Origin of the sequence: Streptomyces sp. Je 1-4 4N24 (assembly GCF_026239515.1) — a bacterium.
In the GTDB taxonomy this organism is placed as follows: domain Bacteria; phylum Actinomycetota; class Actinomycetes; order Streptomycetales; family Streptomycetaceae; genus Streptomyces; species Streptomyces nigrescens.
The window spans coordinates 7,600,545-7,617,989 of sequence record NZ_CP110836.1 but is presented as its reverse complement, the minus strand read 5'-3'; the positions used below and the strand labels follow the sequence as shown (position 1 = coordinate 7,617,989).

The 17,445-nt window shown below is 70.9% G+C and carries 18 protein-coding genes; 11 read left to right on the top strand and 7 right to left on the bottom strand.

The annotated features are described in order from the left end of the window. Positions 1-34: 34 nt before the first annotated feature. Genes SLV14N_RS33325 through SLV14N_RS33315 form a run of 3 tightly spaced genes read left to right on the top strand, consistent with a single transcriptional unit; the run spans position 35 to position 2,624 of the window. Positions 35-916 carry an ABC transporter substrate-binding protein gene (locus SLV14N_RS33325; protein WP_263272374.1) on the top strand — a complete coding sequence of 294 codons (882 nt, stop codon included), beginning with the start codon at positions 35-37 and terminating at the stop codon, positions 914-916. 14 nt (positions 917-930) lie between these two features. Next, positions 931-1,815 carry an amino acid ABC transporter permease gene (locus SLV14N_RS33320; protein WP_208688211.1) on the top strand — a complete coding sequence of 295 codons (885 nt, stop codon included), beginning with the start codon at positions 931-933 and terminating at the stop codon, positions 1,813-1,815. Then, a complete protein-coding gene (locus tag SLV14N_RS33315; protein WP_263272373.1) occupies positions 1,812-2,624 on the top strand; it encodes an amino acid ABC transporter ATP-binding protein in 813 nt (270 codons plus the stop codon). Before SLV14N_RS33320 ends, SLV14N_RS33315 begins: the two co-directional genes overlap by 4 nt. Positions 2,625-2,682: 58 nt before the next feature. On the opposite strand, the gene SLV14N_RS33310 is transcribed toward SLV14N_RS33315, so the two are convergent. Further along, positions 2,683-3,522 carry an aldo/keto reductase gene (locus SLV14N_RS33310; RefSeq protein WP_263272371.1) on the bottom strand — a complete coding sequence of 280 codons (840 nt, stop codon included), beginning with the start codon at positions 3,520-3,522 and terminating at the stop codon, positions 2,683-2,685. Positions 3,523-3,600: 78 nt separating this feature from the next. Then, positions 3,601-4,125 (bottom strand): GNAT family N-acetyltransferase, encoded by a 525-nt coding sequence (locus SLV14N_RS33305; RefSeq protein ID WP_263272370.1) that lies wholly within the window; start codon positions 4,123-4,125, stop codon positions 3,601-3,603. A gap of 137 nt (positions 4,126-4,262) precedes the next feature. Between SLV14N_RS33305 and SLV14N_RS33300 the strand changes: the two genes are divergently transcribed. From SLV14N_RS33300 to SLV14N_RS33280, 5 genes are all read left to right on the top strand, one after another. Further along, positions 4,263-4,649: a VOC family protein gene (locus tag SLV14N_RS33300; protein ID WP_208686071.1), complete on the top strand. Its 387-nt coding sequence runs from the start codon at positions 4,263-4,265 to the stop codon at positions 4,647-4,649. Positions 4,650-4,799: 150 nt separating this feature from the next. Further along, a complete protein-coding gene (locus SLV14N_RS33295; RefSeq protein ID WP_263272346.1) occupies positions 4,800-5,405 on the top strand; it encodes a DUF5134 domain-containing protein in 606 nt (201 codons plus the stop codon). A 138-nt stretch (positions 5,406-5,543) separates the two neighbouring features. After that, complete coding sequence (locus SLV14N_RS33290; RefSeq protein ID WP_208686067.1) at positions 5,544-6,479, top strand: M56 family metallopeptidase; 936 nt, start codon at positions 5,544-5,546, stop codon at positions 6,477-6,479. Positions 6,480-6,543: 64 nt separating this feature from the next. Beyond that, positions 6,544-7,287: a phosphatase PAP2 family protein gene (locus tag SLV14N_RS33285; protein ID WP_208686065.1), complete on the top strand. Its 744-nt coding sequence runs from the start codon at positions 6,544-6,546 to the stop codon at positions 7,285-7,287. Continuing rightward, a complete protein-coding gene (locus tag SLV14N_RS33280) occupies positions 7,284-7,982 on the top strand; it encodes an HAD family hydrolase (protein ID WP_208686064.1) in 699 nt (232 codons plus the stop codon). The genes SLV14N_RS33285 and SLV14N_RS33280 overlap by 4 nt, the downstream gene beginning before the upstream one ends. 22 nt (positions 7,983-8,004) lie before the next feature. On the opposite strand, the gene SLV14N_RS33275 is transcribed toward SLV14N_RS33280, so the two are convergent. The 5 genes from SLV14N_RS33275 to SLV14N_RS33255 form a co-directional block, all read right to left on the bottom strand. Further along, the gene (locus tag SLV14N_RS33275; protein ID WP_263272343.1) at positions 8,005-8,379 is read right to left on the bottom strand and encodes a VOC family protein; all 375 of its coding nucleotides are present in this window, start codon (positions 8,377-8,379) and stop codon (positions 8,005-8,007) included. Between the two features lie 137 nt (positions 8,380-8,516). Beyond that, positions 8,517-10,736 (bottom strand): NADP-dependent isocitrate dehydrogenase, encoded by a 2,220-nt coding sequence (locus tag SLV14N_RS33270; RefSeq protein ID WP_263272341.1) that lies wholly within the window; start codon positions 10,734-10,736, stop codon positions 8,517-8,519. Between the two features lie 269 nt (positions 10,737-11,005). Then, on the bottom strand, positions 11,006-11,542 hold the full coding sequence (locus SLV14N_RS33265; RefSeq protein ID WP_263272339.1) for a hypothetical protein: 537 nt from the start codon (positions 11,540-11,542) through the stop codon (positions 11,006-11,008). 140 nt (positions 11,543-11,682) lie between these two features. After that, the gene (locus tag SLV14N_RS33260) at positions 11,683-12,483 is read right to left on the bottom strand and encodes a DUF3761 domain-containing protein (protein ID WP_263272337.1); all 801 of its coding nucleotides are present in this window, start codon (positions 12,481-12,483) and stop codon (positions 11,683-11,685) included. A 136-nt stretch (positions 12,484-12,619) separates the two neighbouring features. Continuing rightward, positions 12,620-13,213 carry a hypothetical protein gene (locus SLV14N_RS33255; RefSeq protein WP_263272335.1) on the bottom strand — a complete coding sequence of 198 codons (594 nt, stop codon included), beginning with the start codon at positions 13,211-13,213 and terminating at the stop codon, positions 12,620-12,622. A gap of 736 nt (positions 13,214-13,949) precedes the next feature. On the opposite strand from SLV14N_RS33255, the gene SLV14N_RS33250 reads away from it, so the two are divergent. The 3 genes from SLV14N_RS33250 to SLV14N_RS33240 all read left to right on the top strand — a co-directional run bounded on the left by SLV14N_RS33250 (position 13,950) and on the right by SLV14N_RS33240 (position 17,396). Continuing rightward, positions 13,950-14,891, top strand: coding sequence for a hypothetical protein (locus tag SLV14N_RS33250; protein ID WP_263272334.1), 942 nt, complete (start codon positions 13,950-13,952; stop codon positions 14,889-14,891). Between the two features lie 67 nt (positions 14,892-14,958). Further along, positions 14,959-16,482, top strand: a complete 1,524-nt coding sequence (locus tag SLV14N_RS33245; protein WP_263272333.1) for an amino acid permease — start codon at positions 14,959-14,961, stop codon at positions 16,480-16,482. A 212-nt stretch (positions 16,483-16,694) separates the two neighbouring features. After that, complete coding sequence (locus SLV14N_RS33240) at positions 16,695-17,396, top strand: response regulator transcription factor (protein ID WP_208686050.1); 702 nt, start codon at positions 16,695-16,697, stop codon at positions 17,394-17,396. Positions 17,397-17,445: the final 49 nt, after the last annotated feature.

Sequence of the window (17,445 nt, the reverse complement as noted above, 5' to 3'; positions counted from 1 at the left end):
GACAGATCACCTCGCGCACTGCCACTCTCCCGCCATGCACCTCGCCAACCGCCCCCTCCTCCTTGCCACTTGCGCCTCCGTCGCGCTGCTCGTCGCGGCCGTCGGCTGTGCCCCGCAGGACGCGTCGCCCGGTGGCCCGGGGGACGCCGCGCCGGGCAAGCAGAGCTGCGACCGCGGCCAACTGGCCACCGTGGCCGACGGCAAGCTCACGGTCGGTACCGACAAGCCCGCCTACGCGCCGTGGTTCCACGACGACGACCCGGCCAACGGCAAGGGCTTCGAGTCCGCGGTCGCCTACGCCGTCGCCCGTCAACTGGGCTATGACAAGGGCGCGGTGCACTGGCAGACCGTGCCGTTCAACAACGCCTTCGCGCCCGGCGAGAAGAAGTTCGACTTCGACATCAACCAGATCTCGATCAGCGCCGCGCGCAAGCGGGCCGTCGCCTTCTCCTCCGGCTACTACGACGTACGGCAGGCGGTGATCGCGCTCAAGGGCTCCCGGGCCGCGCGCGCCAAGAGCGTCGCCGACCTGCGGCGGGTCAAGCTCGGAGCGCAGGTCGGCAGCACCAGCCTGGACGTCCTCCAGGACACCGTCCGTCCCGCGCAGCCGCCGGCCGTCTTCCAGAAGAACGACCTCGCCAAGTCCGCGCTGAAGAACGGCCAGGTCGACGCGATCCTCACCGATCTGCCGACGGCCTTCTACATCACCTCGGCGGAGGTGAAGGACGCCGAAGTGGTCGGGCAGTTCGCCGCCACCGGTACCGCCGAGGAGCAGTTCGGTCTGGTCCTGGACAAGGAGAGCAGGGTCACCGGGTGTGTGACGGCCGCGATGGACAGGCTGCGCAAGAACGGCACCCTGGCCGCGCTGGAGAAGAAGTGGCTGGCCGACGCCGTTTCGGTTCCGGTGCTCAAGTGACGTACGGAGAAGGTGTGGTGAAGACCCGTACGGCGCAGACGGGGGCCGACGACGGGTATGTGCCCTCGCCGCGGCGGATCGAGCGGGAGCGCTTCAAGCGGGCCAGGGCCCGGCGCGCCACCGCTGTCGCCGCGCTGAGCACCCTGGTCACCGGCGCCGTCCTCTTCCTCGTCATCACCCGCTCGCCCGGCTGGCCGCGCACCCGCGAGACCTTCTTCAGCCTGGAGTACGCCCGGATGGCGCTGCCGAAGGTGCTGGACGGGCTGCTGCTGAATCTGCGGCTGCTGGTGGTGTGCGGGGCGGCGGTGCTGGTGCTCGGGCTGCTGCTCGCGGTGGCCCGGACCCTGCGCGGGCCGGTGTTCTTCCCGCTGCGCGCGCTGGCCGCCGCGTACACCGACTTCTTCCGCGGACTGCCGCTGATCATCTGTCTGCTGATGGTGGTCTTCGGGGTGCCGGCGCTGCGGCTGCAGGGCGTGACCACCGACCCGGTGCTGCTCGGCGGCTCCGCGCTGGTGCTGACGTACTCGGCCTATGTCGCCGAGGTCTTCCGGGCCGGCATCGAATCGGTGCACCCCTCGCAGCGGGCCGCGGCCCGGTCGCTGGGGCTCTCCGGCGGACAGGCGCTGCGCTTCGTGGTGCTGCCGCAGGCGGTGCGGCGGGTGGTGCCGCCGCTGCTGAACGATCTGGTCTCGCTGCAGAAGGACACCGGTCTGGTGTCCATCGCGGGCGCGGTGGACGCGGTCTACGCGGCGCAGATCATCGCCGGCAAGGACTTCAACTTCACGCCCTATGTGGTGGCCGGGCTCGTCTTCGTCGCGCTGACGATCCCGATGACCCGCTGCACGGACTGGATCACGGCGCGCATGGACCGCAGGCGCGCCCAGGGAGGCCTCGTATGAGCACGACGGACGACACCCCACGGCCGGCCGTGGAGGCCACCGGCCCGGCCACGTCCGAGGGCGGACCGGTGCTGCGGCTGGAGTCCGTACGCAAGACCTACGGGCGGGGCACGGTCGTCCTGCGGGACGTGGATCTGGAGGTCCCGCCGCACACCGTGACCGCGCTGATCGGCGCCTCGGGGTCGGGCAAGTCCACCCTGCTGCGCTGCGCGAATCTGCTGGAGGAGATCGACGACGGCGCGATCTTCCTGGACGGCGCGGAGATCACCGATCCGCGGGCCGACGTGGACGCGGTGCGCCGCCGGATCGGTGTGGTCTTCCAGGCCTACAACCTCTTCCCGCACATGACCGTGCTGGACAACATCACGCTGGCGCCCCGCCGGGTGCACGGGGTGCCGCGCGCCGAGGCGGAGGCGCGGGCCCGTGAGCTGCTGGAGCGGCTCGGGCTCGGCGGGCGGGCCGGGGAGTACCCGGACCGGCTCAGCGGCGGCCAGCAGCAGCGGGTCGCGATCGTCCGTGCGCTGGCCGGGCGGCCCCGGCTGCTGTTGCTCGACGAGATCACCGCGGCGCTCGACCCGGAACTGGTCGGCGAGGTGCTCGGTGTCGTCCGCGAGCTCAAGGAGGAGGGCATGACCATGGTCATCGCCACCCATGAGATGGGCTTTGCGCGGGAGGTCGCCGACCAGGTGTGCTTCCTGGACGGCGGGGTGGTGCTGGAGCGCGGCACGTCCGAGCAGGTCTTCGGCGATCCGCAGCACGACCGCACCCGGCAGTTCCTGCAGCGGATCATCCAGGCGGGACGGCTGTGAACGGCGGCCGCCGGCCCCGGACCTGCGTGCTGTCTCTTTGATCAGCTGGGGACAGGCCCTATGCCTGCTCGGCCAGCCGATCGAGGCGGTCACGGTGGTCCGGGGTCAGCCGGAGATGGGCCGCGGCGAGGTTCTCCTCCAGGTGAGCGATCCGGGCGGTGCCCGGGATCGGGAGGATGACCGGCGAACGCTCAAGGAGCCACGCGAGGGAGACCTGGGCCGGGGTGGCACCGAGTTCGGCCGCCACGGCGGCCACCTCAGCCGTCGCGCCCGACGCCGCTCCGGCGACCGGCCGCCATGGCAGGAACGCGATCCCCGCGGCCTCGCAGGCCGCGAGCACCGGCTCGTGTGCGCGGTCGAGAAGGCTGTAGCGGTTCTGCACGCTCGCGACGTCGATGAACTCGCGCGCCCTGCCGAGTTCGGTGACGGTCACCTCTGACAACCCGATCCGGCCGACCTTGCCCTGGGCCTGGAGCTCCCGCAACGCGCCGAGCTGGTCGGCGAGGGGCACCTGCGGATCGATGCGATGCAGCTGGAGCAGCTCGATCCGCTCCACCCGCAACCGACGGAGGGCGTGCTCGACCTGATCGCGCAGCGCGTCCGGCCGCCCGTCGTGACGCCACTCGCCCGCGGTCGCCGAGCGCGCGATGCCGACCTTGGTGGTGATGAGCAGCCCGTCCGCATAGGGGTGCAGCGCCTCGGCGAGCAGCTCCTCGTTCGCTCCCCAGCCGTACATGTGGGCGGTATCGATCAGCGTGACGCCCAGCTCGACGGCCCTTCGCGCGAGCGCGAGGGAGGCCTCCCGGGCGGAGCCCGGCTCGGTCGGCAGGCGCATGGCTCCGAACCCGAGCCGCCGTATGCCCAGGTCCCCGCCGATGCGAAACGTGGTCGATGCCATCTGATGCCGCCCCTCGTTCAAAGGCCAAACGCTAACAGTGCGAAGGGCCTTGGCGTGGGTGGGTCGACGAGGCGGGGCTCAGCCGAGCGGCTTGACCAACAGCTCGAATTCCAGGTCGGGGCGCCGGGGGACCCCGAAGCGCTCGTCGCCGTACGGGAACGGGGTGCACTCCCCGGTGCGCCGGTAACCGCGGCGCTCGTACCAGGCGATCAGCTCCGTGCGCTGCCGGATGACCGTCATCCGCATCTCCCGGGCGTCCCAGATCTCCTGGGCGGTCCGCTCCGCCTCCGCGAGGATCACCCTGCCGAGGCCGCCGCCCTGGAGCTCCGGGCGCACCGCGAACATCCCGAAGTACGCGTGGTCCCCGCGGTGTTCGATCTGGCAGCAGGCGATCAGCTCACCGTCCCGCTCGGCGATCAGCAGCCGGCCGGTCTCGTGGCGCACCACGGCGGTGACCGCGTCCGGGTCGGTGCGCCGCCCCGCCAGCAGGTCCGCCTCCGTCGTCCAGCTCACATCTCCGCGGTAGGCCGACTCGATGAGGCCGACGAGCCCGGGGACATCGGCATCGAGGGCGGTGCGGAAGGTCAGCTCACTGGTGGACATGGTGCGCGGAGCCTCTCAAAAGGACGAATGCTCCAAGGAGGCTAACAACCGGCGGGTGTGCGGCGTCAGGGCCTTTGGTCACGGTCTTCCGGCGGTGGGTGCCCGGCCGCGCGCGGCCGGCGGCGTAGGGTCCAGCCATGGTGCACGTACTGAGCAGCAGGGTGCTGTTGCGGCCGGCCGATCCCGAGCGGTCGCGGGCGTTCTACGGCAAGGCGCTGGGTCTGGAGATCTACCGGGAATTCGGTACGGGGCCCGAGCGCGGCACGGTCTACTTCCTCGGCGGCGGCTTCCTGGAGGTGTCCGGCCACGCCGCCGGCCCGGCCACCGAGACCCTCAAGCTGTGGCTCCAGGTGGCGGACGCGGCGGAGGCACACCAGGAACTGCTGGCGCACGGGGTGGAGGTGCTGCGCGAGCCCGTACAGGAGCCGTGGGGTCTGATCGAGATGTGGATCGCCGACCCGGACGGCCACCGGATCGTGCTGACCCAGGTCCCGGCGGACCATCCGCTGCGCTACCGCCCTTGAGGCCGTCTCCGCGGCGCGTCCGGCCGGGGCGGAAACGGTCCCGGCAGGCAGCACTTCCGCGCTCCCCCCTTGCGCCCGTGCGCTCCCGTGTGCCGGGCGCCCGGCGGGCATCCTGCCCCCGATGCGTACGGGTACGAGGGGAGGTGCTCCGTGCACGGACCGGCGTGGGTCGGCTGGCTGCTGGTGCTGCTGTGTACCGCCGCCGGCGCGTACTGCTTGTGGCGGGCGCGTACCGGTCCGGCCGCGCAGCGGGGCGAGGCGCGCGGCGAGGGGCTGATGGCGCTGGGCATGGCGGCGATGGCCTGGCCGGTGGCTCCGCCGTCGTGGTCGCCGTGGCTGTTCACCGCGGTGTTCGGGGCGGCGGGCCTGTGGGCGCTGGCGCGGCGCCATTTGCACCATGCGGTCGGCGCCCTGGCCATGGCGTACATGGCACTCGCGATGGTGATCCCGTCCCAACAGCCGGGCCACACAGGGCAGATGAGCCAGATGAGCCACCTGGGCCAGATGAGTCAGGCGGGCGGCACGGGTCCGGTGGCGCACACGGTGCCGGGCGGTGTGCCGTTGCTGACAGGGCTGTTGCTCGTCTACTTCACGGGGTACGTCCTCGCCGCGGGGGTCCGGCTGGTGCCGGTGGCGGGCGCGGGGGCCGTGGAGGCGCCGGCGGGCGGGCCGGTGGCAGCGGCGGGCGCCGGGGTGCTGCGGGCCTGCCGGGTGGCGATGGGGATCGGCATGCTGGCGATGCTGCTGGCGCTGTGAGCTGCGGCGACGCCCTGCCGAACGGTTCGGCGCCATGGGCGCGTCCGTTGACCGTTCACACCTGTTGCGGGGGTGGTATGCATCACTTCCGACGCGTGGCCGTACCAACGGGTAGTCGTGCGCTCATAAGGTGACGTCATGATGGTCCCTCTCGCGCTGATGATGCTCGGCGTGCTGGCCGCGGCAATGGCGCCACGGCTGATGGCCCGTTCCGACTGGCCCGACCGGGAGCCGGTGCTCGCCCTGTGGGTGTGGCAGTGCGTGGTCGCCGGTGTGCTGCTGTGCTGTCTGCTCGCGATGTCGCTGAGCGCGGCCGCCGCCTGGGAGGGCGTCCGCAGCCCGGTGTTCGGGTTCGCCCCACGGGTCGTCGTCGAGGCGTATGCGCTCCAGGCGCACGGGCCCTGGGCCGGGGCGCTGGCCCTGCTGCTGGCGGGTGGCGGCGCCTGGACGGCCGTCGCCCTGACCCGCGAGGTACGGGCGGTACGCGCCCGTCGCCGGCAGCGGCGGGCCGAGCTGCTGCGCCGCTCCCCGTTGCTGCCCGGCGAGGAGCCCTCCGGGGAGCGTCTGGTCGTCCTGGAGGGGGACCGCCCCGAAGCCTGGTGGCTGTCCCACGCCTCGCCCCAACTGGTCATCACCACCTCGGCGTTGCGTCGGCTGAAGGGGCATCAGCTCGATGCGCTGATCGCCCATGAGCAGGGCCATGCGCGGGCCCGGCACGATCTCCTGCTGTACTGCGCCTCGGCGCTGGCCGCCGGTTTTCCGCAGGTCCCGGTCTTCGCCGCGTTCCGCGACCAGGTGCACCGGCTGGTCGAGCTGGCCGCCGACGATGTGGCCTCGCGTCGCTTCGGCCGCCGGACGATCGCCCTGGCCCTGGTCGAACTCAACGAGGACCGCGGGGTGTTCGGCCCCTGCCCGGCCCAGCTCGCCCAGGTACCGGAGCGGGTGGACCGGCTGCTGGCCCCCGCCCCGCGCTTCACCCCCGGCCGCCGGCTGCGGATGACGGCGGTGGCGGCGCTGGTGCCGGCGGTACCGCTACTGGTGACCTTTGTGCCCGGGTTGAGTGCCCTGACCTAGGGAGACACCTCCCCAGGGCGTGGCCCCCTCGCCCGGAACGCCGGGTATCGGCGAGGATCGACGTATGCCACCGACGCCGCAGCCCACCGTCCGGTCGTCCGCCGTGGACGACGACCGCCGCGCCGACCCCGCCCCTCGCGTCCCGGCCCTCCCGTGCGCCGTCCTCTGCACGCTCGTTTTCGGCCTGCTGCTCACCCTGGTCGCCATGGGCTGGGGGCCCTTGATGTCGGTGGACCGTGCGCTGGCCGGTGTGCTGCACCGGACGGCCGTCGCCGCGCCCGGCTGGACCCGGCTCAACCGGGTGCTCAGCGACTGGCTGTGGGACCCGTGGATGATGCGCGCGGTGCTCGTGGGGGCGGTCGTCCTGCTCGTACGGCGCGGTGAACGGCTGCTCGGAGTCTGGGTGGCGGTCACCGCGCTCGTGGGGACGGGGCTGCAGCAGGTGCTGAAGGCGGTGGTCGGCCGGGACCGTCCGGTCTGGGCGGACCCGGTGGACACCGCGCATTACGCGGCCTTCCCGTCGGGGCATGCGATGTCCGCGCTGGTCGCGGGCGCGCTGGTGCTGTGGGTGCTGCGGCTGGGCGGGGCGCGTCCGCTGTGGCGCTGGACGGCCCGGACGGTGGCCGTGGTCTCGGTCGCCGGCGTCGGCTTCACCCGGGTGTATCTGGGGGTGCACTGGCTGTCGGACGTCGTCGGGGGCTGGCTGCTGGGCGGGGCGCTGGTGGCCGCGGCGGCAGCGGCGTACACCGGGTATGCGCCCCGGCCGGAGGTGAGCGGAGCCGCACGGGGGGCAGGATGGCGGTCATGACGACGATCAAAGGTGTGCTCTTCGACTTCTCCCAAACCCTGCTGCGGATCGAACCCGCCGAGTCATGGCTGCGGGCGGCGCTGGCCGCGTCCGGTACGGCCCTGGCCGAGGCCGAGATCGCCCCGCGGGCGGCCGCGCTGGAACGGGCCGGCGCGCTGCCCGGCGGTGCCTCGCCCGCCGAGATCCCCGCCGCGCTGGCCGCCCTGTGGGAGATACGCGACAGCGATGCCCGCCACCACCGCGCGGTGTACACCGGCCTGGCCCGCCAAGTTCCGCTCCCCGACCCGGAGTTGTACGACGCGCTCTACGACCGCCATATGACGGCGGCGGCCTGGCAGCCGTACCCCGATGCCGCCGAGGTGCTGGCGGAGCTGCACCGACGCGGCATCCGGATCGGCGTGCTGAGCAACATCGGCTGGGATCTGCGGCCGGTGCTGCGCGCCCATGGCCTGGACCGCTACCTGGACGCCTGTGTGCTGTCCTACGAGCACGGCATCCAGAAGCCGGACCCACAGCTGTTCGCCGAGGCCTGCCGGGAGCTGGGGCTGGACCCGTCCGCCGTCCTGATGGTGGGCGACGACCGCACGGCGGACGGCGGCGCCACGGCGCTGGGCTGCTCCTTCCTGCCGGTGGACCCGCTGCCGGTGGACCGGCGGCCGGACGGGCTGCGGCCGGTGCTGGACCTCGTGGGCTGAGCGCCTGGCGCCGGGCGGGCGGTCAGCCGGCGGACCGCGGTGTCAGCCATTCCTGGAGCTCGACGAGGTTTCCGTCCGGGTCCTTGAGGTGGGCGACCCGCATCCGGTCCGTCATCGGCGCCGGGCCGTGCGCGAGGACGGCGCCGCGCCCGGTGAGTCCCTTGCAGGAGGCGTCGAGGTCATCGACCCGGAGGGCGATCAGGGACCGGTAGCCGTCCGGCACGGCCGCCGGCTCGCCGAGGACCCGGGCCATCTGTGCGCGCTCCTGCAGCGCGAGGCCCGCGGTGCCGTCGTCGCGGGTGAACTTCGCATACGGACCGTCCGGGGCCGCGAACTGCGGAGTGAGCCCCAGCGTGTCCCGGTAGAAGCGGTAGCAGCCGCGGTTCCCCGGCTTCATGATGCCGCCCGCCGCGCCGGAGGGGCCCGTTCCGGCCGGCGGAAATCGGGGGACGGCCCCGGCCGTCAGCCGGAAACGGCACCGCCCCGGCCGGTGGGCACCGGCCGGGGCGGAAGGGGCTTACCGCAGCTGTCGCGTCAGCTGAGGGAGGCCAGCGCCTGGTTGAGGGCGGTCGACGGACGCATGACCGCCGAGGCCTTCGCCACGGAGGGCTGGTAGTAGCCACCGATGTCGGCCGGCGAGCCCTGCACCGCGTTCAGCTCGTCGACGATGGTCTGCTCCTGCTCGGTCAGCGTCTTGGCGAGGGCCGCGAACGCCTCCGCGAGCTGAGTGTCGTCGGTCTGCTTGGCCAGCTCCTGCGCCCAGTACAGCGCGAGGTAGAAGTGGCTGCCGCGGTTGTCGATGCCGCCGAGCTTGCGGCTGGGCGACTTGTTCTCGTTGAGGAAGGTGCCGGTGGCGCGGTCGAGGGTGTCGGCGAGGACCTGGGCGCGCGCGTTGCCGGTCTTCTGCGCGAGGTGCTCGAAGCTGACCGCGAGGGCGAGGAACTCACCCAGGCTGTCCCAGCGCAGGTAGTTCTCCTTGACGAGCTGCTGGACGTGCTTGGGCGCGGAGCCGCCGGCGCCGGTCTCGAACAGGCCGCCGCCGTTCATCAGCGGGACGACCGAGAGCATCTTGGCGCTGGTGCCCAGCTCCAGGATCGGGAACAGGTCGGTCAGGTAGTCGCGCAGCACATTGCCGGTGACCGAGATCGTGTCCTCACCGCGGCGGATGCGCTCCAGGGAGAACGTGATCGCGTCGACCGGCGACATGATCTCCAGCTGGAGACCGTCGGTGTCGTGCTCGGCGAGGTAGGTCTTGACCTTCTCGATGAGCTGGGCGTCGTGCGCACGACCCGCGTCGAGCCAGAACACGGCCGGGTTGCCGGTGGCGCGGGCGCGGGTGACGGCGAGCTTGACCCAGTCCCGGATCGGCGCGTCCTTGGTCTGGCACATCCGGAAGATGTCACCGGCGCCGACGACCTGCTCCAGGACGGCGTTGCCGTTCTCGTCGAGGACCCGCACGGTGCCCGTGACCGGGATCTCGAAGGTCTTGTCGTGGCTGCCGTACTCCTCGGCCTTCTGCGCCATCAGGCCGACGTTCGGGACCGAGCCCATCGTCGACGGGTCGTAGGCGCCGTTGGCGCGGCAGTCGTCGAGGACGGCCTGGTAGATGCCGGCGTAGCTGCTGTCGGGGAGGACCGCGAGGGTGTCGGCCTCGGCGCCGTCCGGGCCCCACATGTGACCGGAGGTGCGGATCATGGCCGGCATGGAGGCGTCGACGATGACATCGCTCGGCACATGCAGGTTGGAGATGCCGCGGTCGGAGTCGACCATGGCGAGCTCCGGGCCCTCGGCGAGCTCGGCGTCGAAGGACGCCTTGATCTCGGCGCCGTCGGCCAGCGACTCCAGGCCCTTGTAGATGCCGCCGAGGCCGTCGTTCGGGGTCAGGCCGGCGGCGGCCAGCGACTCGCCGTACTGGGCGAACGTCTTCGGGAAGAAGGCGCGGACCACGTGGCCGAAGATGATCGGGTCGGAGACCTTCATCATCGTGGCCTTCAGGTGCACCGAGAACAGCACGCCCTCGGCCTTGGCACGGGCGACCTGCGCCGTGAGGAACTCGCGCAGCGCGGCCACCCGCATCACGGACGCGTCGACGACCTCGCCCGCGAGGACCGGTACCGACTCGCGCAGCACGGTGGTGGAGCCGTCGTCGCCCGAGAGCTCGATGCGCAGCGTGCCGTCCTGGCCGATGACCGCGGACTTCTCGGTGGAGCGGAAGTCGTCGACGCCCATGGTGGCGACGTTCGTCTTCGAGTCGGCCGTCCAGGCACCCATGCGGTGCGGGTTGGACTTGGCGTAGTTCTTGACCGACGCCGGGGCCCGGCGGTCGGAGTTGCCCTCACGCAGGACCGGGTTGACGGCGCTGCCCTTGACCTTGTCGTAGCGGGCGCGGATGTCGCGCTCCTCGTCGGTCTTCGGGTCGTCCGGGTAGTCCGGCAGCGCGTAGCCCTGCTCCTGCAGCTCGGCGACCGCGGCCTTCAGCTGCGGGATCGAGGCCGAGATGTTCGGCAGCTTGATGATGTTCGCCCCGGGAGTCTTCGCCAGCTCGCCGAGCTCGGCGAGGGCGTCGTCGATGCGCTGCCCCTCCTCCAGGCGCTCGGGGAAGCTCGCGATGATGCGCCCGGCCAGAGAGATGTCACGGGTCTCCACGCTGACGCCGGCCGTCGAGGCGTATGCCTGGATCACCGGCAAGAACGAATACGTCGCCAGGGCCGGGGCCTCGTCAGTGTGGGTGTAAATGATGGTCGAGTCAGTCACCGGGTGCTCCGCTCCACGTCTGCAACATTGCTCGACATCAAGATATCTCGTGAGCGCCCCCCTCTCGACAGGACCCCACCCCGGGCAAAACCGGAGGAACCGACTCCGACCGGATGCGAGCGGAGGAAACCAGTAGGCCGCCGCACGGCACGGCACCCACCCCTTTCCCGCTCACGCCCCCGGCGGCGGGCCGGGCGGCGCGGTACGGCGGCCCACGACGACCGACGGCGCGACCGCCGAAGACCACTCCCTGAGCTGCGACGAACCGGTCACCGGACCTTCGTCCACTCCTTGCAGCCGTTGGTCTCGAACGTCTCCCCCTCGCTGACGGTGACGCGGACCGGGCCCTGGGGGGTGCCGTGGGCGAGGATGCTGTCCATGTCACCGCTGGAGTCCTGGGCGCGCGCCCAGTAACAGAGCGACACATCGGATGCGGCCGGGCCGCCGGTCCGGTAGGTGCCGACGGCCATGTCCTCGCCGACGAGGTAGCTGCCCTGGCCGACGGTGGTGTCCGGACCCGCCGGTGCCGCCGGCTTCTCGGCGGGCTTCGCGCCGCGCTTCGGCTTGTCCGCGTTGGCCTTGGCCGCCTTGGCGGTGACAGTGACCGTGGCGGTGGGGGCGAGCTTCGCCTCGGCTTTCTTGCCGCCGCCGACCGCGGCCCCGAGCCCGAAGACGATGCACGCACAGACCACACCCACTGCGATCTTGAGCGTGGCGCGCTTCTTCTCCGGCGGCTCGGTGGCCCGCGGCGGCGCGAAGGGGTGGGGCTGCCGGCCGGGCGGCGCGGGCTGCTGCGAGTACGACATGATCGGTCCCCCTGGCAATGTGTGATGGTGTCGTGAAGACCGCCCACCGCCGTTGAAGGTTGCACGGCCAGGTGCCCGTACGTGTCCCGTCCCTTACGCCCCGCTCCTTACGCCCGGTCGCCCCCGGTCCGGGCGCCCGTTCAGGCCGGAAGACTCCTCAGCCAGACGGCGACCCCGTGATGATGGCTGCAGGTGCCCCGCCGGTGCCGGCTGTAGCTGTACGTCCCGTCGTTGCACTGCGCCGAGGCCCCTGCCGGAGCCTGCGACTGCTCCTCGCCACCAGTCGTAGAGCTGCTGCCACCCTCGGAGCCCGTACTCCCGGAGGAGCTGGAGGAGCCGGAGGAGCTGGAACCGCCGGAGGAACCGCTCTCGTCCGCGCCGGAGGAGCCGGAGGCGGAGGAGCCGGAGGAGCTGGAACTGCCGGGCTCGGTCGGTTCGTCCGTGGGCTCGGGCGTTCCGTCATCACCCGCGGATGCCGCCTCGTCGGGTTCGTCGCAGCTCTCGCCGGCCTTCACGACGGCGAACGTCAGCGTCTCGGTGTCCGCCATGACCGTCCCGGCGGCCGGCTCCTGATCACACACCTGCCAGTTCCGGTCCCACACCTGCAGGCGTTGCCGGACGGACAGATCGTCGCTCTTGAGCAGGTAGATGCCCCTGCCTTGCGCGTCGTCCTGCGCCTCCTGGAGGTTGCGGCCGGTGTAGTCCGGCACCGTGATGGTGCCGGAATCACTGTCGGACGCGTCGGACGCGTCCGATCCGTCCGACGTGTCAGAAGCATCGGACGCGTCCGCGGCGTCGGAGACGGAGCTACTGGCAGACGACTTCGAGCCGTCCTCGCCGCCCTCGCCGTCCATCAGGTTGACGCACCCGCCAACCAGCAGCACGAGAACGGCGATGACCGCACAGCCGAGCCGGGCGCTCTTCTTCTCCTCCGGCGACATCGGTCGTTGGTTTCTGGACAAGTGGCCCCCCTGCCTTGCGACTGCATGCTCCCCTGCACGCATGGCCCTGCCCACGGTCGCGAGCCGCCGCCCGGCTGAAACCGGAGAGACAGGTGGTGTCGTCGCGCCAGGGCGGTCAGAAATTGCAGTTGGCGAGGAGCTCCCCCTTGACGTCATAGATGGTGACGAGGCCGTTCTTGGAGTCCTTCCAGTCGGCGAAGGCGGAGGCGATCAGCTTGCCCTCGCTCTGGTGAGGGCCCATCAGGCCGCCGGTGAAGTCGGTGTAGATGTCCACCGAGTCGAGGATGTCGTTCTGCTCCTCGGCGCCCTGGACCTTGGTGACGTGCCCGATGGCCGCCTTCTCGTTGGCGCTTCCGTTCTTCGCGACGAAGGCCTTGAACTGGTCGGCCGGTGACCTGGGGGCCGCCTTGGGCTTCTCCTTCGGCTTCTCCTGCGGCTTGGCTTCGGCCGGTTCGGCGTCGGCCTTCGCCCGCTCCTTCGCCGGTGCGGCGGAAGCCTTGACCGGCTTGTTTTCGGCCTGCGTTCCGGTGTCGCCGCCGCCCATCGCGGCGGCGATGACGCCGATGAGGACGAGCGCACCGAAGGCGCCACCGCATCCGATGCCGATCTTTGCGCCGACCCCCTTCTTCTTCGGCGGTGGCGGCGCGTACACACCGGGCGGCATAGACGGCTGCTGTCCGGGCTGGGACGGATATTGCTGATACGCCACGATTCCCCCTAGGTGTCTGGAACCGGAAGAGTATCGAGTGGTTGAACATCGAAATAGATGAAGTGAAGAACCTGTGACGATGCCGTGACCAAAATGCGTTGGCCAAACCTTCGGAGTGCAGGGCCGGGGCTTCTCGGGGCGGCACCGGTCGGAGCGGTCAACTCGCCCTGCCGCAAGGGCCGATAGACCCCAGGGGACGCGGACACCTTCCCGCACGCCGACGAGGAAGCCACATCGCCTGAGATTTATCCCCGAAGGAATGTGCGCCGAGGTTCCTCAGTGAATAGTCTTCTTTCTCAAGTCAGCACTTCATGAACGAAGTTGACAGTCCGCTTGCGCAGTACATGCATGCCACGTACAGGAGATTGCGGTGATTGCCCCTCAAGGTCGCATCGGGCTTTCGCCTGCGCACGAGACAGCCCGGCAAGGGCCGGACCCGGGGCCCACGGGCACCGTCGCCGGACCCCACCGGTGTCCGGGCAGGCCCCTCACCAGCGACGTGGGACCGGTGTATCGCCGCCCCGCCCGATGCCCTCGCTGTCCCGCCCGTCAAGGACGCCGGGCATACCCGCCCTGCCGGCCGCATGGTCGTTCGCTCAGCGCGACGCGCTCGCCCTACGTCGGCGTCCGGCACGGCGGACGCCCACCCGGAGGCTTGAAAAGTGCCCGTTGACACCCCCCTTGCGCACGGTGAGGACCTGTTCCCCTCGCCCGAGAGACCGTTGACGGGACAACGGTGAGACGCCAACCGGCCTTCGACCGGCATCCGGCGCGGGACGACACCCGCCTGCGCGCAGTGGTGGAGGACGCCGCGATGGGCAGGTGGGAAGGCGCACGGGAACTGCTGACCGCGACCGGTGCCGACTGGGACCGCCGTATCTTCCGTCTCCAGGTGCTCGCCCGCGCCGGGTCGCGGCTCACCTTCGCCGACACCTGGGCACAGGCCGAACCTCGTTCTCCGCACGCCCTGGCCCTTCTCGCCACCGTCCTGGCCCTGCGCTCGATGGCCGGCCCACGGGGGCAGGGCAGCGGACCGGAGATGGAACAGGCCTGGGAGACCTGCCATGCCGCCGGGGACGCCCTGCCGGCCGATCCGACGCCGTACGTCGTCATGCTCGCCCTGCTGCGCTACCACTCCCCCGACCGCGACCGGCAGTGGCGGGAGACGGTGCACAGCGTGTGGCAGGAGGTCGAGGAACGCGACCCGTGGAACAGGGAGGCGCACCACGAGCTCCTCACCTACATGTTCCCCGACTGGCACGGCGTGGCGGGCGAGATGTTCCACTGGGCGCAGGAGCGGTGCGCCCATGTCCCCCGCGGGATGCCGTTGCACGTCCTCCCGCTGGTCGCGCTCGCCGAGTCGCACCGCACGCGGATGAAGAAGGAAGGGCACCGCTACGGCCTGACGGTCCACCCCTGGACGGACAATCCGTCGACCCAGCAGGCATGGGTGAACTGGTGGACGTACCGGGCCCCTTCCATGCCGCACGCCGCCTTCCACGAGGACGCCAACTACCTGGCCCACGCGATGTCCTTCGCGAATCAGCACCGGGCGGCGGCCGAGGTGTTCGACGCCATCGGCCCGTACGCCACGGATGTGCCGTGGAGCTACTGCGGAGACGCTCAGCAGCTCTTCGCCCGGCATCGGAAGTGGGCGGTCAAGGGGTCCGGACCGTAGCGCCGACCGAGGTTGCTCCGCACGTCACCGCGCCACCAACAGGAGAGGCTCAGCCATGCCATTGGACATGCCAAGCGTCACGCAGACGGAGGAGGAACGCCTCGCCGAACTCGGTATCGCCCAGACGTTGGACCGCTCGATGTCCGGGCGGCAGAACTTCGCCGTCTCCTTCACGATCATCAGCATCCTGTCCGGCTGCCTGACCATGTACGGCTTCGGTATGAACACCGGCGGGCCGGCCCTGATCATGTGGGGCTGGGTCCTCGTCGGCCTGATGACCCTGTTCGTCGGCCTGGCCATGGCCGAGGTCTGTTCCTCCTACCCGACCTCCGCCGGCCTCTACTTCTGGGCGCACAAGCTCGCCCCGCAGAAGTCCGCCCCGGCCTGGGCCTGGTTCACCGGCTGGTTCAACACGCTCGGCCAGGTGGCCGTCACCGCGGGCATCGACTTCGGCGCCGCGTCGTTCCTCAACGCCTACCTGAACCTTCAGTTCGGCTACGCCGCCACCCCCGCCCACACGATCACCCTCTTCGGTGTGATCCTCCTGCTGCACGCCGTGGTGAACACCTTCCGCGTGCGCGTCGTCGGCTTCTTCAACACCGTCTCGGTGTGGTGGCATCTGATCGGCGTCGTGGTGATCGTCGGTGCCCTGCTGATCATCCCCGACAAGCACCAGTCCCCCGGTTTCGTCTTCACCGAGTTCGTCAACAACACCGGCTGGGGTTCCGCGGTCTATGTCGCGCTCATCGGGCTCCTGATGGCGCAGTACACCTTCACCGGCTATGACGCGTCCGCCCACATGACGGAGGAGACGAAGAACGCCTCGGTCGAGGGGCCGAAGGGCATCGTCCGCTCCATCGTCGTGTCCTGGGCCGCCGGATTCGTGCTGCTCTTCGGCCTGACCTTCGCCATCCAGTCCTACAACGGCGCCCTGGAGTCGGACACCGGTGTGCCGCCGGCGCAGATCTTCCTGGACGCGCTCGGTGCGAGCACCGGCAAGCTGATGCTGCTCGTCATCATCGGCGCCCAGCTGTTCTGCGGGATGGCTTCGGTGACCGCCAACTCCCGCATGATCTACGCCTTCTCCCGCGACGGGGCGCTGCCGTTCTCCTCCGTCTGGCACAAGCTCCACCCCGGGACCCGCACCCCGACCAACGCCGTGTGGCTCGCCGCCGGCGGTGCGTTCGTCCTCGGTCTGCCGTACCTGTTCAACACGACCGCGTACGCCGCCGTCACCTCCATCGCGACGATCGGCCTCTACATCGCGTACGTGGTGCCCACCCTGCTGCGGCTGCGCCAGGGAGAGAACTTCCGGCGCGGCCCCTGGCACCTGGGGCGCTGGTCGAAGCCCGTGGGCCTGATCGCGGTCGGCTGGGTCGTGATCATCACCGTGCTGTTCATGCTGCCCCAGCTGAGCCCGGTGACCATCGAGACGTTCAACTACGCCCCGCTCACCGTGGGTGTGGTGCTCGTCTTCGCCGGCACCTGGTGGTTCGCCTCCGCCCGTAAGTGGTTCCTCAACCCGCAGCACCCGCGGAGCAACCCGTCGCAGACGCCGGCGCCGGAGCGGGCGGCCTCCACCTCGCGGTAGGACTCCCGCCACGGGGGTAACGCGCCCGCCCGCACCGCGCGTTACCCCCGGCTTCCTCGCCGCTCCCCTCCCCGGCGATTCGTTTCTCGTGCCCCTCTTCGCCTGGCTCACCGGAGGGTTCCGCTCCGGCGTTGATTGCCCGGTAAACGTTTGTTGATTGCCTTCGCGCATTCTGCGGCTATCGGTAAACGGGGGCGAGACGAGGAACACAAGTGCTGGATACACGTGTCACGGTGACGGTGCACGCTTCCGACCCGCTCAGTCGGGCCGGGGTCGTCAGTCACCTACAGCACCAGCCCGCCGTCGAGATCGTCCAGAACCAGGGCGGCGCGGCGGCCAGGGAGCGGGCGGAACAGGCGGAGCGGGGGAGAGAGAAAGAAGGCGGTGGGCAGGCGGTCGGGGCCGTGGCGATCATGCCCATCGACCGGTTCGACGAGATCGCCGCGACGGAGCTGAGGCGGCTCGTACGGGGCGGCGAGCAGCGGGTGGTGCTGATCGCCCGGGATCTGCGCGAGCCGGAGCTGATGACGATCGTGGAGTACGGCGTGCGGGCCATACTCTGGCGTCATCAGGCCACCCCGCAGCGGCTGTTGCGGGCGGTGCAGAGCGCGGCACGCGGCGAGGGCGATCTGCCGCCGGACCTGATCAGCACGCTGCTCACACAGGTGGGGCGGCTGCGGCGGTCGGTGACGACCTCCGCCTCCGTGGGCATCGCACCCACGCTCGGGATGGCGCAGCGCGAGGTCGATGTGCTGCGGCTGGTCGCCGAGGGCCTGGACACCCGGCAGATCTCCGAGAAGCTCGCCTACTCCGAACGCACCGTCAAGAACGTCCTGCACGCCCTGATGACGCGGCTGCAGTTGCACAACCGCGCGCACGCCGTCGCTTACGCGCTGCGAGAGGGATACATCTGATGGGGGCGGCAGCAGGCACGGATACGGGCGCGGGTGCAGGTGCAGGTGC

Excerpts from the sequence above, each read along its gene's own strand:
- SLV14N_RS33325 (WP_263272374.1), top strand. The coding sequence starts at position 35 with ATGCACCTCGCCAACCGCCCCCTCCTCCTTGCCACTTGCGCCTCCGTC.
- SLV14N_RS33315 (WP_263272373.1), top strand. The coding sequence starts at position 1,812 with ATGAGCACGACGGACGACACCCCACGGCCGGCCGTGGAGGCCACCGGC.
- SLV14N_RS33310 (WP_263272371.1), bottom strand. The coding sequence starts at position 3,522 with ATGGCATCGACCACGTTTCGCATCGGCGGGGACCTGGGCATACGGCGG.
- SLV14N_RS33305 (WP_263272370.1), bottom strand. The coding sequence starts at position 4,125 with ATGTCCACCAGTGAGCTGACCTTCCGCACCGCCCTCGATGCCGATGTC.
- SLV14N_RS33300 (WP_208686071.1), top strand. The coding sequence starts at position 4,263 with ATGGTGCACGTACTGAGCAGCAGGGTGCTGTTGCGGCCGGCCGATCCC.
- SLV14N_RS33290 (WP_208686067.1), top strand. The coding sequence starts at position 5,544 with ATGATGGTCCCTCTCGCGCTGATGATGCTCGGCGTGCTGGCCGCGGCA.
- SLV14N_RS33285 (WP_208686065.1), top strand. The coding sequence starts at position 6,544 with ATGCCACCGACGCCGCAGCCCACCGTCCGGTCGTCCGCCGTGGACGAC.
- SLV14N_RS33280 (WP_208686064.1), top strand. The coding sequence starts at position 7,284 with ATGACGACGATCAAAGGTGTGCTCTTCGACTTCTCCCAAACCCTGCTG.
- SLV14N_RS33275 (WP_263272343.1), bottom strand. The coding sequence starts at position 8,379 with ATGAAGCCGGGGAACCGCGGCTGCTACCGCTTCTACCGGGACACGCTG.
- SLV14N_RS33265 (WP_263272339.1), bottom strand. The coding sequence starts at position 11,542 with ATGTCGTACTCGCAGCAGCCCGCGCCGCCCGGCCGGCAGCCCCACCCC.
- SLV14N_RS33260 (WP_263272337.1), bottom strand. The coding sequence starts at position 12,483 with ATGTCGCCGGAGGAGAAGAAGAGCGCCCGGCTCGGCTGTGCGGTCATC.
- SLV14N_RS33245 (WP_263272333.1), top strand. The coding sequence starts at position 14,959 with ATGCCAAGCGTCACGCAGACGGAGGAGGAACGCCTCGCCGAACTCGGT.